At 58.5% G+C, this 15208-nt stretch carries 13 protein-coding genes; 8 read left to right on the top strand and 5 right to left on the bottom strand.

What is annotated here, in order from left to right:
• Positions 1 to 181 precede the first annotated feature (181 nt).
• The 4 genes from WC683_15485 to WC683_15470 all read left to right on the top strand — a co-directional run bounded on the left by WC683_15485 (position 182) and on the right by WC683_15470 (position 4340).
• Positions 182 to 967, top strand: a complete 786-nt coding sequence (locus tag WC683_15485) for a hypothetical protein (protein ID MFA4974012.1) — start codon at positions 182 to 184, stop codon at positions 965 to 967.
• 47 nt (positions 968 to 1014) lie between these two features.
• Positions 1015 to 1389 carry a putative metallopeptidase gene (locus WC683_15480; protein ID MFA4974011.1) on the top strand — a complete coding sequence of 125 codons (375 nt, stop codon included), beginning with the start codon at positions 1015 to 1017 and terminating at the stop codon, positions 1387 to 1389.
• A 121-nt stretch (positions 1390 to 1510) separates the two neighbouring features.
• Entirely contained in the window at positions 1511 to 2407 is an 897-nt protein-coding gene (locus WC683_15475; protein ID MFA4974010.1) for a hypothetical protein, read from the top strand.
• 79 nt (positions 2408 to 2486) lie between these two features.
• Positions 2487 to 4340, top strand: coding sequence for an ABC-F family ATP-binding cassette domain-containing protein (locus WC683_15470; protein MFA4974009.1), 1854 nt, complete (start codon positions 2487 to 2489; stop codon positions 4338 to 4340).
• On the opposite strand, the gene WC683_15465 is transcribed toward WC683_15470, so the two are convergent.
• From WC683_15465 to WC683_15445, 5 genes are all read right to left on the bottom strand, one after another.
• Complete coding sequence (locus WC683_15465; GenBank protein ID MFA4974008.1) at positions 4322 to 5497, bottom strand: hypothetical protein; 1176 nt, start codon at positions 5495 to 5497, stop codon at positions 4322 to 4324. The two genes, WC683_15470 and WC683_15465, sit on opposite strands and share 19 nt — an antisense overlap.
• A 124-nt stretch (positions 5498 to 5621) precedes the next feature.
• Positions 5622 to 5978, bottom strand: coding sequence for a hypothetical protein (locus tag WC683_15460; GenBank protein ID MFA4974007.1), 357 nt, complete (start codon positions 5976 to 5978; stop codon positions 5622 to 5624).
• 3 nt (positions 5979 to 5981) lie between these two features.
• Positions 5982 to 7769 carry a hypothetical protein gene (locus WC683_15455; GenBank protein ID MFA4974006.1) on the bottom strand — a complete coding sequence of 596 codons (1788 nt, stop codon included), beginning with the start codon at positions 7767 to 7769 and terminating at the stop codon, positions 5982 to 5984.
• An 18-nt stretch (positions 7770 to 7787) separates the two neighbouring features.
• Positions 7788 to 7949, bottom strand: a complete 162-nt coding sequence (locus tag WC683_15450) for a hypothetical protein (GenBank protein ID MFA4974005.1) — start codon at positions 7947 to 7949, stop codon at positions 7788 to 7790.
• A 39-nt stretch (positions 7950 to 7988) separates the two neighbouring features.
• Positions 7989 to 9035: a hypothetical protein gene (locus WC683_15445; protein ID MFA4974004.1), complete on the bottom strand. Its 1047-nt coding sequence runs from the start codon at positions 9033 to 9035 to the stop codon at positions 7989 to 7991.
• 87 nt (positions 9036 to 9122) lie between these two features.
• Here WC683_15445 and hisS point away from each other — a divergent pair, with 87 nt between their 5' ends.
• From hisS to WC683_15425, 4 genes are all read left to right on the top strand, one after another.
• A complete protein-coding gene (hisS, locus tag WC683_15440) occupies positions 9123 to 10394 on the top strand; it encodes a histidine--tRNA ligase (GenBank protein ID MFA4974003.1) in 1272 nt (423 codons plus the stop codon).
• Between the two features lie 8 nt (positions 10395 to 10402).
• A complete protein-coding gene (gene aspS, locus WC683_15435; protein ID MFA4974002.1) occupies positions 10403 to 12166 on the top strand; it encodes an aspartate--tRNA ligase in 1764 nt (587 codons plus the stop codon).
• Positions 12167 to 12337: 171 nt separating this feature from the next.
• Entirely contained in the window at positions 12338 to 13690 is a 1353-nt protein-coding gene (locus WC683_15430; protein MFA4974001.1) for a HEAT repeat domain-containing protein, read from the top strand.
• A 191-nt stretch (positions 13691 to 13881) separates the two neighbouring features.
• Entirely contained in the window at positions 13882 to 15072 is a 1191-nt protein-coding gene (locus WC683_15425) for a PDDEXK nuclease domain-containing protein (GenBank protein ID MFA4974000.1), read from the top strand.
• Positions 15073 to 15208: the final 136 nt, after the last annotated feature.

The raw sequence follows: 15208 nt of genomic DNA, 5'->3' as shown, positions 1-15208 counted from the left end.
GGATCCGGCCGCGAGGGCGACGGATCTGTTGAAGAAAGTGTTCGGGAGCAAGTGAGCCCAGAAACACCACGAACCTGCTTTATGGTGTCGAACGCGAGCACTATAAAGCAGGTTCGCTAAGGGCATGTTGTTATTGGTAAAAGGGTTCATTTTTTAAGTAAATTCTATAAGGAGGTGCGCGATGACATCGAACAAATCGAATAGGCTGCTGATGGTTCTTGCGGCCTTTTTTCTTGCGGTCGCTGCTTTTGGTTTTGCGACGGAGGGATTCTCCAAAGAGGGATCGTCTCAAAAAGAGGCTGCGCCTTACGTGGCGAATTTTTCCTATACGCCTGATTCCCGGAAGGCGCCCGGATCAGGCGGCGCCACGGTCACAGTGGGCGGCCCGGTCTATGCGTCTCCGACGAATATAGTTCAGGTCGCGGATTGGCGCACCTCTCCCCAATTTGCGCGCTTGACCGAAGCGCTCAAGGGCGATCTCCCTGAAATGCTTGTGGCCAGGGGTTTCGGCGTACGCGGTCCGTTCGATTCCTACGATCTCATCCCCTATCCAGAAAAGAAGCAGATCGACTTCTATCTGACTCCGGTGCTGGAGATATCGGCTACGTGGAAGGACACTGCGGTGAAGGCGGAGAGCTCCGGATCGTCGGGGAAAGTCTATCACGGGACCGGCACCATCGCGGTGAACGGAACTTTGACGATCAAGCTTCAGGAAATCATGACCCGCGAATTGATGTGGACCAAGAGCGTCCCCTTTGAGTATTCTTTTCCCTACGATGTCCGCTTTCCCTATTACGAAACCGGATCGCGGCCTTTTGACATGGGTCTTGTCATGGACGACCTGGCGAAGGGGCTGGAACAGCAGTATCCCAAGGCAATGGGAACGCTTTCAGGTTTGCTCGATCCGGAGGAGATAAGGGTCGTCAAGAGACAGGCTCAGGAACTCAAGGGCAAGAAGGGATATTGAGCGACGGTCCATTTTCCTGGGCACAAGTTATTGAAGCGAGGTAGAAGATGCAATATTCCATCGCATTGGATCTTCAGCAGCGGATGTGCGAGATCGTGCGCAGGCTCAATCTTGTCCATATAGATTGCAATCGTGTCGTCTGCATCAGGAGCGTCGGCAGCAAGACGAAGAGGGTCATCGCCAGGTGTCATGCCCTGCCCAAGATCATGCAGCTGGCCATGGAGTCCCAGGCCTGGTATGCGATAGAGTTCCTGGAGCGTTTCGAGCGCCTTACGAAGGCAGACCAGGACATGACGATCATCCATGAGCTGATGCACATCCCGAAGACCTTCGGCGGTGGTTTCAGGCATCACGATTTTGTTCATCGGAAGAACGTGGAGAAGTTGTACGAGGCGTATCTGCGGTTCCAGGCCGGATCTTGATCCGGCGCATTTAGGAAATGAATCGTCCAAGTTTTTGATTTATATAGATATATTGTTAGCAACAAACAGGTCGCCTGGTCGATAATATAACAGAGGACGTTTTCATCGTGGAGGCTGTGCCATGATTCCGCTCATCATCGCCGGCGCTGTCGGCATTGCGCTGCTCATCAGCGGCTGCAGCAGCGAAGAGGACAAGGAAGAGGCGCGTTCCTCGGAGGGGCGGAAGTGCGATTCTTTTGAGAAGCCGAACTCCAAATATCAGATGATCGATCAGGCGTCATTCGACACGATGAAGTACATATGGGGAAAGGACATCGATAGCGCCAATGCGGGCAACTGGCACAAGGAGGCGAGGGTGTTCATCGGGGCTGCAGCGGATCTGTTCAAGACCTCGTGCACCAATCCCGCCGTGGACAAATGGAGCGTGCGGAACTATTTAGGCTCGATCAGACATTTTCTTGAGGAGCATTACGAAAAAAAGGCGTCGCAGGCAGAGGACGGAATGCTCGTCCTCATCGCAGGGCTTGCCCCTTCGAAACTTGATTCAACGATCATGCAGGATGCGCTTTCAACCATGGTGCAGGCGGATGAATCGCAGAGGCCTTTTTCGCAAGTGCTGTTGGCCTGCCAGCGCTTCAATATGGTGATGGATGATTACAAAGAAAGGTTCTTGAGAATCGGAGAGGGCTTTCCCACGCTCCGGAAAGACTCTTCGAAATCGGACATGTGGAATGTGGGCTCTATTCTCGACGTATTCGACAGCTGCGAAAACATCGAGGTCGGCAGGCGTACGATAAATTCGTCGACGATCGCCACGTGCAGGACCGAATGCAATGACAGGGCCGATATCGACCAGGTCCTCTCCGACCGCCAGCAGGTGATCCTGAATTCCCTGAAGCAGGCGTATTATTACTACACGACCGGTCAAACGACGCGGCCCATCGCCGAAGAATTTCCCACGTTCATTACCACGGATAAGGATTCCTGCAAGGCGCAGAACCTGCATTTCCCGGAATAGAAACCAGGGATACCCGGGGACCTTTCACAGCTTTCTTCTGGACATGGAGGCGTGTCTTCCGGTTTATTGGGGACACCCAATGATTCGAATCAACGACTTGTCCAAATCCTATGGCTCACAGCTCCTCTTCGAGCACGCCACGCTCCAGATGTCTCCGGGCCAGCGGCTGGGACTTCTCGGGCGTAACGGCCACGGCAAGACTACGCTCTTCCGGCTGATCGTGGGCGAGGAGCTGCCCGACGACGGGACGATTAATATCCCGCGGCACTATCGCATCGGTTACGTGGAGCAGCACCTGAGCTTCAATAGTCCCACCGTCCTCGCCGTAGCGTGCGAGGGGCTCTCGGAAGAAGACGCCCACGAAGAATACCGCGCCGAGGAGATCCTCTTCGGCCTCGGATTTTCAAAGGGGGACCTGGCGCGTTCGCCGCAGGAGCTCTCGGGCGGCTTTCAGGTGCGCCTGCATCTGGCCAGGACGCTCGTAGCCGCGCCCAATCTCCTCTTGCTCGATGAGCCGACCAACTACCTCGACATCGTCTCGGTCCGCTGGATCACAAGGTTTCTCCGCGCATGGAAGGGAGAGCTGATCCTCATCTCGCACGACCGCGAGTTCATGGATGCGGTGACCACGCATACCGCGATGATCCATCGCTGCGCCATCCGCACGATGCCGGGGTCCACCGAAAAGATTTGCGCGCAGATCGCCGAGGATGAGGAGGTGTACGAGAAGACGCGGATCAACGAGGAGCGCCGCCGCGAAGAGCTGCTCGCGTTCATCACCAGGTTCAAGGCCAAGAACACCAAGGCCTCGGCCGCTCGCTCCAAGATGAAGATGCTCGAGAAGATGCCGCTGCGCGACAAATTGGGCCGCATCGCCGACCTCGACTTCAGGTTTCATTATCGGCCCTTTCCGGCAAAGACGATGCTGGAGGCGCGCGGGCTTTCGTTTTCCTACGATCCGCAGGCGCCGCTCATCGGGAATTTGAGCATGCATATCGGCGCTGAGGATCGGATCGCGGTCATCGGCAAGAACGGCAAGGGCAAGACCACGCTCCTGCGTCTGCTGGCGGGCGAGCTTGCCCCGCAGGCCGGCTCCATGCGCCTGCATCCAGGGGCTACCGTAGGCTATTTCGGCCAGACCAACATCGACAGGCTCATCGCCGACGCGACGGTCGAGGAGGAGGTCGCTGCGGGCAACCCAGCGCTCAGCAGGTCGATGGTGCGCGGGATCTGCGGGACGATGATGTTCAGCGGTGGGCACGCGGAGAAGAAAATCGCGGTTCTCTCCGGCGGCGAGAAGAGCCGGGTCCTCCTAGGCAAGCTCCTGGCTGCGCCTTCAAATCTCCTGCTGCTGGACGAGCCCTCCAACCACCTCGACATGCAGGCCGTGGAGGCTCTCGTGGAGAGCATCGATGAGTTTCCGGGGGCGGTCGTCATCGTGACGCACGACGAGATGATCTTGCGCAATCTTGCCACGCGGCTTGTCCTCTTTCAGCGCGGCAAGGCTGAAGTATTCGAAGGCGGCTACGACGATTTCCTCGAGAAGGTCGGCTGGGAGGAGGAAAGGGATCTGAGGAAAGGCGCGCGTCCCGCGGCGGAGAAGATGACGGCGATGAGCAGGCGCGATGCGAAGCGCGCCCGCGCGCGGATCGTTCAGGAGCGATCGGACGCGCTGCGCCCGCTCAAGGAGCGGATCGATGCGGACGAGACCGGCATCTGCGAACTCGAAGAGGAGCTTCGGCACGCCGGCGAGGAACTAGTCGCGGCGTCGTATGCGCAGGATATCGAAAGGTGCGCGACCCTCTCCCGCGCGGTGAAGGAGATGCAGACGAAGATCGAGGAGCTTTTCGCCGACCTGGAGTCGGCGACGCTCGACTATGAGCGCCTGTCCGTGGCGTTTGATGCGCGCATGTCTCAGACGGAGGGGGAATGACCTCCGAGCTCCAGCGCCTGCTCGGCGATCTCACGGAGCGTCGGGATGAGCGATTGGTCGTCCGGCTGGTCGCTTGCGCTCCATGAATCCTCCAGCAGAGCCGCCGCTCGGTTCAAGTCGTTCGCCATCTGCGTCCAGTCGGAGACGTCGAGCTCTTCCCTCTGGGAGAAGGCCCATGCCTCCCTGATGATCGCGTGCGCGGCCTCCCTGGGGAGATTCATCTTCACATAATAGGAGACCGAAGCCCCGAAGAAACCCTGCATCGTGCTGTGATCGTTGGCGCGCAGCGCGTGGTGCAGACCGTAGACGTACTGGACTCCGAAGCTCGCGTCGTCCTTCTCGTTCACGGCCGATCTGTAGAGGAGCTTCCCAGCCCTCTGGCTGTGTTTGTTGACGCCGGGATTGGACCTCGCCGCCAGGTCGGAGGAGATCGCAGCAGCGGCTGTGAGGCCCGCTCTTTCGTAGAGCTCCGAGGAGGTCCCCGTCAAACGCTCGACGAGCTTCCGGGCGGAGGGGTCGCTAAGGGAGTTGAAGAGCACGGCGCCCTCGATCAGCTTTTCCCCGGCGATCTTCGGTTCGATATCCCCCAGATCGTTGTCCATCGGGTCCATGACGTGTTCGTCCAGATTCCTTTTGGCCAGTTGGCTGAGCGCTGAGAAGAGATGCTGGCCCCTGAATCTGGAGAGGTCGGAAACCCACTCCCCCACGTCCGTATCTTTGCAGCCGAACAGCACGGGCAGCGATTTGCCCGTGATCGCGGAGAGCCTGCTGATGAAGAGCGCCGGCTCGCTGAAGGGACTGAAACACTTAGGTATGATCTTGAGGCGCGCGGATTGAGTTATCCTGTCGGCGATGCCCTGCAGGTGGTCTCTCTCAGAGGAGAACTCCCTCACAGGGTTCTCCGATGGCGCCCCAAGTCTTTTGCCCGTCAGTATCGATCCGGGGATCAGGGACATCGTGTGCTTGAATGGCGACCTCCCCAATGGGGATCCGTTCAGGTGGACCAGGGGATCGATCTCGCCCGGGATGAACCCGTCGCCGGCCTGCCCCGGCATGTGCGGCGCGACGTTTTTCATCGCGCCCGTGCTGCGTGCAAGGCCCTGCAAGGTCGTTGCAAAGGCAGGCGGCGGTATGGTCGAAATGGTTCTCACGCTCATAAGGTCGGCTCCGGCAAAGGGTGGTTGAGATTGATTTTGCGGGAAACTAGTGAACATCGGGGTGCGAAATCAACAAAAATAATACGGTCGGAGATTGCATGGATAAAAAGGGGAAAAGGGGGCATCAGAGCGCCCTTAAGGCGGGGCAGCTCTTCTTCTCGTCTTCCAGGACTTCCAAAGGCGTGTCGGGTGTAAGAAAATTGTTCGGGTATTCCTTTGAATAGGACGTGCAACCCGAACCATATACCGTGCAGAAATATTTTCCATCTCGGAACGAGAGTTTACTGCAGCTGTAGTTGAAGACGATCTTCCAGAGCTTGTCCTCGATGAGTTCCCTCACCTCTATTTTGTCCGTATCGAGCATCGAGAAGCGCAGGACGTCGTCGCGGTCTTCGATCAGGATGGAAAACTGCTTGCAGCACGCTGCGCAAGCCTGGCACATCTCGGAGTTGACGAGTTTTTTTCTATGTGTGCGGGTCATCGCTTATTGCCACTGTTTGCCGGGCTTTGCCCAGTCCTTGGAGTCCGCGCTTCCCTTCGTCCACTTCTCCGCCGTGCTGTAGGTGAGGTGGTGCTCGTCGTACATGTCCGGGTCCGGCGAATTGAAGGAACGGTTCTTCGTCTTGTCGTAGCCGAGCAGCGGCTCCCTGAGGTCGGGTATGAAGTCTTCGTCTTCGTCGATCATCGCCTCGGAGGGGTCGCGCTGCTTGTTGTTGTTGGCGTCGTAGAACCCCTTCTTCGGGTAACCGCCGGTCGGGTTCCACCAGTCCCTGAGGTGCGCGCGGTGAGTGAGCTCGTGCAGCAGCATCACGGCGAAGGTGTCGATCCCCTCGAATTCGAGCGACTCGTTTATCATCCCCTTCATGTAGAAGTTCGTCGACGGATGGCCCGGGTAGATGTTGTCGTACTTGTGGAAGTCGCAGATGTAGACGTGGTCGCGGCCCACGAGCAGCGGCTGGCTGTCCGTGTCTCCCGGGACCGAGAGCCTAGTGTCCCTCGGGTGGTAGCCGAGCCACCTCGGGTCCTCTCCGCACTCCGCGTTCAGGTCCATGAAGCGGACGTCCGTGCCATTGACGGCGCCGTGCCCCGCCGGCGTCTGCAGCCAGTAGGAATAGTAGTTCGGCGCGTCAGGGAGATGGTTGTTCCTCGAGTCCCTAGGGAAGAAGAGGAGGACCTCTTTGTTCGCGGTGAGGGCGTCGCATGTCTCGGTGTCGAGTTTCGCCGTGATCGCCGTCGGGCCGAAGTCGTTGTTGCTCTTCGGGAGCCCCGTGTATGTGATCTTGATCTTCTTTCCCTTGCGCGTGGAAGGCTCGTATGAGATCTGCGAGCCGGCCTTATCGGGCGCGCTCCACTCGATCTGCTCGATCTGTTCGGGTGTCAGCCCCACGAAATCGCCGGCATCAGCTTCGATGATGAGTTCGCCGGGATTGCTCGTGGAGAAGAGGAGCTTCTTCTTCTCCTCCGGCGCCACTATCCTGAACTGGCTCGGACAGACCGGGGAAAAGCTGATCTGCATGGTGAGAGTGCCGCGGTGATCGGTGGGGGCGTCCTCGATATTCTCGTTGCGGTCCCAGCTTATCGATTTCGAGTACGGGAGCCTCTTCGCCGCTGCCTTTGTGATCTCCTTGTAGTCCAATGGCGAGGCGTCTAACAGGGCGATGTTGTCTATGTCGACCATCGGCGGCCTGGAGTAGCTGTCCTTCGACCTGAAGAATTCGAAGTGCGGCGGCGAGATGGCGACGCCGTGCGGGATCTCCTCATCGGCGGTCACCACAGTCGGGTATCCGTATTGGAACGATCCGGTCTTGGAGCCCAGGATGACGTGCGGTTTGACGTCGTCCGCCCCGAACGGAGTCCACGAGTCGCAGACGCCTTTCTCGCCGTGATGGCAGGCCTCGCCCGAGGCGGAGAAACTCACCATCCTGTCGTTGCCGCTGAAGGCCATGCCGTTGGCCACGATCGCGAATTCCTCGCGGTCGACCCTGTACCAGAATTCTCCGGGATAGACCTCGTCGGCCTTCACGTCGTAGAAGCTGTGCTCGCCGGCCTTATAGTGCTCGTCCCACTTCATGCGGATCTCGATCGGAACGCACATGTCGGCCTTGCGGAACTCGTGGCCTATGATCGAGGCGATCGACTGCGATGGAGGGATCTGCATCGCGTCGAACTTCTTCTTCGTCTCGCAGGGCTTGAGCTTGAATGCGATCGCCGCGGCCGGCATCATTGCGATGGTCAGGGCGGCAGCGGCTGCCGCAAGATATGCTTTCTTCAATTTCACCTCTTTTGTCCTTCAGCGCGACAGGATATTCTTGGGCTTGATCTTTATCGTGGCGGTGATCGAAATATTCATGGTGGATTTTTTGGTGGTGAGCTGCTGTTTGCTGGCGGCAAGCTGCTGTTTGCTGGCGTAGATATTGCCGATCTTCACCAATTTCCTGTTGTCTGCTGCCATGTCTTATCCCCTTTCAGGCGACTCCATGGGGTGTCGTCGTCAGAGCTGTTTCACCACCGCATAGTCTGTGTCGGTGCGCATCCGGACGAATACGAAGGCGGGTATCCCTGCGTCGCCGATCGGGACGTCCGGGTGTATGAGCACCTGCACGGGGGCGAAGCCGGGATAGTCGCTGTCTGCGACGCCGGCCCCGTCAGGCAGGATCTGGTAGTACAACGACCATGCCTGCGCGAGCTGCGTCCACTGATCCGCAGTAGGCGTGTAGAAGGCGAAGGCGCCGGTCGTATTGTCTTCGATGTCTCCGTTGAATATCCCGCCCGCGGTGAGCACCGCCTGGTCGTAGGCGATGACGTCGTCCCCCTCCAGGAATATCCTCTGCTCCGCATCGAGGAACGCGTCGTGATTCGAATCGGCCGGATCGGTCGGCGCGAACTGGCCCTCGGCCATGATGATCGAATCGTAATACGATTCAGGGGGATCTGCGTCGTAGTCGTCGGGATCCACGCCGAAGAGTTCCAGATTGTCTTTGGAGTTGGTGAACCATATCCGGTTTCTGATCACGGAGCCCAGCGCCTCGGCCGTGGGGCTTCTGCTGTCCTCTTCCGTCATCACGCCCCTGGCCTCCGCGAACAGTATCTGAACCAGCGATTGCGGCGGCACCGTTACCTCGTAGGTGCTTCCCAGGGCTTCGCTGTTGAGCGTGCATGTGATCGCGGCCACGCCCGCGGAGACGGGCACGATGCGAACGCCGCTGCCCGCTGCCTCGGTGTCGAAACCGGGCCTGGGCAGCACCTTCACTATGTCGGAGTCGGAGAGGCATACGAGGGTCGAGCCGGTGAGGTCCCTCGGCTGGTCGTTCGAGTCGTATATGATGATCTCGTCGCGGCCCTCAGCCACGCCGCCCACCGCCAGGAGGAGCTTTTCGGTCGGGTTTTCGACGCGCGTCGGCAGGAAAGAGGGCCTCTCGTCGGCTTCGCTTTCGCTCCCCCCTCCACCGAACATGTCCCAGATGTTGCTGAATGGGTTATAGCAGCCTGCCGTCAGGGCTGAGATTATTACAAGGCAGATGATCCGGATTTTTGGCATCCCCCAGATTGTATTGGTTTTTCCCTTTGATATCAAGGTATTTACGTTGACACGCCCCTTTTGCTTCTTATAATCGTCATCCATCATATGAGTCATGCGCCCAAAAAGTTCCAAGCCATCAAGGGGATGAGCGATATCCTCCCCCCTGATTCCAGGCTTTGGCAGCACGTCGAGTCCGCGGCCAGGCGCATCTTCGAGAACTATGGGTATGACGAGATCCGCACGCCGATAGCCGAGCCTACGGAACTCTTCCGTCGCGGCGTGGGCGAGACCACTTCGATCGTGGAGAAGGAGATGTACTCGTTCGAGGACCAGGGCGGCGACTCGATAACGCTCCGCCCCGAGGGCACGGCCTCGGTGGTTCGGGCCTACATCGATTCCGGCGCCGCTGCCTCGGATCCCGTGGCCGGCTACTACTACATGGGCCCCATGTTCCGAAGGGAGAGGCCCCAGAAGGGCAGGCAGCGCCAGTTCCACCAGATAGGCGTGGAACTCCTGGGCGTGAAAGGTCCGCTCGCAGACGCAGAGGTCATCGCGATGTTCTCGCAGTTCCTCGCCGAGGTGAATGCCCCGTCGATCACGCTCGAGATAAATTCGCTCGGCTGTCCTGCTTGCAGGCCGGCCTATGACAAGGCGCTGCTGGATTATCTTCACAAGCACAAGAGCGCCGTATGCGCGGATTGCATACGCCGCATAGAGCGCAATCCCATGCGTGCGCTCGACTGCAAGAACGAATCGTGCAGGCATCTCATGGCAAAGGCGCCAGTCCTTCCGGACTTCTGGTGCGCGGAATGCGTCACACACTTTGACGAGGTGAAGCGCGAACTCAAACTCCTCAAGCTCGATTACAAGGAGAACCCGCGCATAGTCCGAGGGCTCGACTACTACATGCGCACCGCGTTCGAGTTCACCACGGACAAGCTCGGCGCGCAGAGCGCGGTGGCGGCCGGCGGCCGCTACGACGGGCTGGTCCGCGCGTTGGGCGGCCCCCCGGACGTGGCCGGGGTCGGATGCGCGCTTGGCGTGGAGAGGCTCATACTCCTGCTCAAGGAGCACGGTGAAGAGGTAAAATCTCCGCCAATATTCTTCGCAATGCTGGGGGAGGCGGCGCGGGAGAAGATGCTGCCCGTGATGCAGGACTTAAGGCGCGCAGGGGTCAGGGTCGAGTGGGACTATTCCGCGCGCTCGCTCAAATCCCAGATGCGCCGAGCGGACAAGAAGGGCGCCTGCGCCGTGGTGATAGTGGGCGACGACGAGGTGGCGAGGGGCGAGGTGACGGTCAAGGAGATGAAGAGCGGCGAGCAGAAAAACGTGAAGCTCTCCGAGCTGCCGAGGCATTTCATAAGGGTGAACGAATAGGATCCGATATGAGAAGACGCACTCACACATGCGGTGAACTCAGGGCCTCTGACGAGGGAAAGAAGGTCGTGCTCCAGGGATGGGTCGGCGGCAGGCGCGACCTGGGCGGGCTGGTATTCGTGGGCCTTCGCGACAGGTTCGGCGTCACACAGGTCGTCATCAATCCCAAGACAGCGCCGGCCGATGCGGTCAAGGCGGCCGAGGGTCTGCGCTACGAGTTCGTTATCGAGATCGAGGGCAGCGTGACGAAGCGGCCAGAGGGTCAGGCCAATCGCGACATGGTGACAGGCGAGATCGAGGTGAACGTGGAGTCGCTCGTCATCCTCAATCCCGCAGCCACGCCGCCGTTCCTCGTGGAGGACGGCACGGACGCATCCGAGGACACGAGGCTCAAATATCGCTACCTGGATTTGCGGAGGCCGAGGCTGCAGCAGATTTTGGCGCTCCGCCACAAGACCGCGCAGGCAATCCGTCGCTACATGTCTGAGCAGGGCTTCATGGAGATAGAGACCCCCTGTCTCACGAAGAGCACGCCCGAGGGCGCGCGCGATTACCTCGTGCCCTCGCGCATCCACGCAGGCAAATTCTACGCGCTGCCGCAGAGCCCCCAGATATTCAAGCAGCTTCTCATGGTGGCGGGCTGCGATCGCTACTTCCAGATCGTGAAGTGCTTCCGCGACGAGGATTTGAGGGCCGACCGTCAACCCGAGTTCACGCAGGTGGATGTGGAGGCCAGCTTCATCGACCGCGACATGATCCTATCCACGATGGAAGGGCTCATGGCCGCAGTTTTCAGCGAGGTGCGCGGCTGGAAGGTGAAACTTCCGCTTGAGAGGATGACGTACGAGCGCGCGATCACGGTATACGGGAGCGACAGGCCTGACCGCAGGATGCCGATGGAGCTCTGCGATCTCACCGCGGCGTTTCGCGGCGCGGGATTCAAGGCGTTCGCCTCCATCGTGGAGAGCGGCGGCACGGTGCGGGGTTTGAACGCAGGAAAGCACGAGATCTCGCGCAAGGACATAGACGAGCTGGAGGGCGTGGCAAAGGCGCACGGCGCCCGGGGGCTCGCGTGGATGAAGCTCGCGGGCAGCGCGTGGACAGGCACTGTGGCCAAGTTTCTCTCCGACCAGGAGAAGGCCGCGGTTGCCGCAGCTTCCGGCCTCAAGGACGGCGAGACGCTCTTCATGGTGGCCGGCGAGCATCGCGATTCTGCCTGCATGGCGCTCGGCGCGGTGAGGCTAGCCCTCGGCCGCAAACTCAAGATCCTGGACGAGACGAAACTCGATATATTCTGGGTCGTGGACTTCCCGCTGTTGGAGTGGAACGGCGACGAGCACAGGCACGTGGCCGTGCATCACCCGTTCACTGCGCCGCATCCGGAAGACATCGGGCTCCTCGACACGGAGCCCGGCAAGGCGCGCTCGCTTGCCTATGACATCGTGGTCAACGGCTCAGAGGTCGGCGGGGGCTCGATCAGGATCCACGACAGCGCGCTGCAGTCGAAGATATTCAACGTGCTCGGCATCAAGGAGGAGGAGGCGAGGCAGAAGTTCGGCTTCCTGCTTGAGGCGCTCTCGTTCGGCGCGCCGCCGCACGGCGGTCTGGCGCTCGGGCTGGACAGGCTCGTCATGCTGCTTGCCGGCACCGACTCCATCCGCGACGTGATCGCGTTCCCCAAGACCGCCTCGGCCTCGGACCTCATGTCCGACGCGCCAAATGAAATCTCCCAAGCGCAGCTGGACGAACTGGGACTTACGCTCAAAAAATAAATTCAGCTGTGCCTCCAGGCTCCGCTCCTACCTCTGCCTTTATAACCCTTTGTAATGTATGAATAATCACTACTTTTTTTGACTGTATTTTACGAGCAACAAAATCGATGATCTGACGATAATATAAATGTATCTGTTGTCTATCGTATTAAAAAATCGAAGGGTTGAAACATGATCGAATTGAATGCCAAGTTGGCTGATCGCATCATCGAAGCGTACGCAGACCTCGATGAGCTGACCCAGGAGGAGTGCAGAGAACTGTTCCAGGGTCCGTCTGATAGTTGCGCATGCTTGAGTCGTTTGCTCCAAGGCGATGGAAACGTGCTGACCGGCCGGGGCAAAACGCGATATATCGGGGTAGTGGAAGATGACGCTTACGTGCTTGAGGACGCGTTTCCGGAAGCGGAGGAGTTCAGGTCTTCGCTTTCAGGCGAAGATGGTGCAAGGGCCCTGCACGCCAGGGTCAAGAACCTCATCGGTCCCGATTATCTCGGCAATTCAGATCCCGCCATACGAGTGAAAACGGTCCAGGCGTTGGGCGAGATGGGTTCTCTGGCAAGAGATGCGCGCCCCGCGCTTGTAGTGGCCCTTCAGGACGAGAACCGTGATGTCCGGGAGTGGACTGCCGATGCACTGGGAAAGGTCGGACTGGATGATCCAGCGGTCTTTGCACTGATTGCAGCGCTCGAAGTCAACGATGCCTGGTTGTGCCAGTGGGTGGCAAATGCATTTTCATATGGCCGTAACCAGCCCGATCTCAGCAGTGGGGCAAAGGAAAAAGAGACGTCAGCGATGATAGAGGCCATGGAAAGAGACTGGCCTGTCATACCTATAGACACGGATGCTGGAAGAGACTGTAAATGTGAGGCTGCCCAGGCGCTGGGCGGACTCGGCATTGCGACGCCGGAGGTGGTTGATACCCTGATCGAGGCGCTCGGGCACAATGATTCGAAGTTGCGCGCCTACGCTGCGATAGCATTGGGCGATATCGGCCATGCCATGCCGGAGAAGATTGTGCCTGCTCTTATAAAGAGGCTGAAGAGAGAGGGTGATCGCTCTGTTCGTAGTGACATCATAGGTTCATTGGGCAAGATCGGCCCCGCGACAGAGGAAGTGGTGCCGACGCTGATGAGGACATTGAAGGTGGACAAGAATTGGTGGGTTCGCATGCGCGCCGCCGAGGTGCTGGGCGACATGAGTCCTCTGACACCCGGTGTCGTCACTGAGCTGATCAAGGCGCTGATCAGACTGTTGAAGGAGAGGGAAATCCAGTTCAGGAAGATGAAGATCAGTTTGGAAGACATATTCTATGACAGGACCGGCCTGGCCTTCCTGGACTTTGCTGATCGCGGCCTTGTCATGAGTTACTGGGATGCCATCGATGAACTCAATGATGTCTGCTGTCATGCCGGCCCTGAGGCGGTTCCAGTGCTGATGGAGCTGTCGAAGGACGGTAATCCCATCGTGCGTAAATGGGCTGACCATGCGCTACGCGAGATCGGTCATGAGTCAATAACCCCCTAAGCATTGTACAATCCGTTACGAACCTGCTTCGGTACGGAGCGTTAAATGACAGGTTCGAAGAGGTGCAGCGTTTTCGGCGCCACTGCTGCGAAACGCAGCACCTGCTCACTGCGGCTGTAATTTCTTTTCCTTAATAATCAACAAGTTGTTTTAAACCGTAAGTTGGCACAGGAGTTGCTGTTTGACCGTGTATGCCTCGGAATCAAATCGCCACAAGGCTTAGGGATTTCAGCGGCCTTGTTACGGCTATCGTCCAGATCCATCGGCAGCTGGCGTCCCAGACTGCAAAAGCGGTCAATGTCGGCCTTACGCTTCGGAACTGGTTCGTAGGGAGGTACATTCAGGAATACGAGCGGATGGGTGAGGATCGTGCGCGTTACGGAGCGCATCTCCTCGAAAAGCTTGCGATGCGGCTCGATCGTGAGCTCGATCGGTGCTACACAGAGCGCTACCTGCGCCTCTGCCGCCAGCTCTATGAGGATTATCCGCAGATCGGGAAATCGCTGATTTCCGGGTCAGGGGCCATGACAATCCGGAAATCGCTGATTTCCGTTTTGCCGGCCTCGGCTGCCTGTCCGGTGTCTGTACGGCAGACTCATTCGGGTTTTTCTGCAGAACTGATGCTGGAAGCGCTCTCCTTCACCCATTTCGTCGAACTGATCAAAATTGACGATCCCCTCAAACGCGCTTTCTACGAGACAGAATGCATTCGCGGAAACTGGTCTGTCCGCGAGCTCAAGCGTCAGATCGCAAGCCTCTACTACGAGCGGCTGGGCCTTTCGAAGAACAAGAAGAAGCTCGCGCATATGGTGCGGCGCAAGGCTGTGCCGGTTGAACCTGCGCATGCCGTTCGGGATCCCTATGTCTTCGAATTTCTGGGCATCAAGGCGAAGGAAGTCATGGGCGAATCCGTTCTCGAGGATTCGCTCATGGACAAACTGCAGGAGTTCCTGCTCGAGCTTGGCCAAGGCTTCTGCTTCGAGGCACGCCAGAAGCGGGTGCTGATCGGCGGCGAGCACTTCTTCGTGGACCTCGTCTTCTACCACCGCATCCTCAAGTGCCATGTGCTCATCGAGCTCAAGATGGACGACTTCAAACATGAGTATTTGGGTCAGCTCAATACCTACGTTAGCTGGTTCCGGGCACATGAGACTGCTGCGGGCGATAACCCGCCTGTGGGCATCCTGCTCTGCACGCAAAAAAATCACGCGCTGGTCGAGTACGCGCTGGCCGGAATGGACAACCGCCTCTTTGTCTCCAAATACCAGGTCGAGCTGCCGAAGAAGGATGATATCCGCCGGTTCCTGGAGGAACAGGCCGAGGCCGGTTCGGCCATGGAAAGAAAAAAAGGGTTCCACTGCTGCGCCCATATAAAAAAGTGAGGCCCGGTTCGGGCCTCACGTGAATCGCAGATTCCCCTATTGATCTACGACACGTATTCCAGCGCACGACGCTTGTGTTCCTTTAGGGCCTTGATGATGTCCTGCTGGATGATGTGGTACGCTTCGAGCGACATTT

It is taken from the genome of bacterium (assembly GCA_041648665.1).
Taxonomy (GTDB): Bacteria; UBA10199; UBA10199; order 2-02-FULL-44-16; family JAAZCA01; genus JAFGMW01.
Note: the sequence above shows the minus strand (reverse complement) of the source record. Positions and strands in the feature narration are given on the sequence as shown.

Coding starts and splice junctions, on each gene's coding strand:
- WC683_15445 (MFA4974004.1), bottom strand. CDS start 9,035: ATGCCAAAAATCCGGATCATCTGCCTTGTAATAATCTCAGCCCTGACG.
- hisS (MFA4974003.1), top strand. CDS start 9,123: ATGAGTCATGCGCCCAAAAAGTTCCAAGCCATCAAGGGGATGAGCGAT.
- WC683_15485 (MFA4974012.1), top strand. CDS start 182: ATGACATCGAACAAATCGAATAGGCTGCTGATGGTTCTTGCGGCCTTT.
- WC683_15460 (MFA4974007.1), bottom strand. CDS start 5,978: ATGACCCGCACACATAGAAAAAAACTCGTCAACTCCGAGATGTGCCAG.
- WC683_15465 (MFA4974008.1), bottom strand. CDS start 5,497: ATGAGCGTGAGAACCATTTCGACCATACCGCCGCCTGCCTTTGCAACG.
- WC683_15475 (MFA4974010.1), top strand. CDS start 1,511: ATGATTCCGCTCATCATCGCCGGCGCTGTCGGCATTGCGCTGCTCATC.
- WC683_15470 (MFA4974009.1), top strand. CDS start 2,487: ATGATTCGAATCAACGACTTGTCCAAATCCTATGGCTCACAGCTCCTC.
- WC683_15480 (MFA4974011.1), top strand. CDS start 1,015: ATGCAATATTCCATCGCATTGGATCTTCAGCAGCGGATGTGCGAGATC.
- WC683_15430 (MFA4974001.1), top strand. CDS start 12,338: ATGATCGAATTGAATGCCAAGTTGGCTGATCGCATCATCGAAGCGTAC.
- aspS (MFA4974002.1), top strand. CDS start 10,403: ATGAGAAGACGCACTCACACATGCGGTGAACTCAGGGCCTCTGACGAG.
- WC683_15425 (MFA4974000.1), top strand. CDS start 13,882: ATGCCTCGGAATCAAATCGCCACAAGGCTTAGGGATTTCAGCGGCCTT.
- WC683_15450 (MFA4974005.1), bottom strand. CDS start 7,949: ATGGCAGCAGACAACAGGAAATTGGTGAAGATCGGCAATATCTACGCC.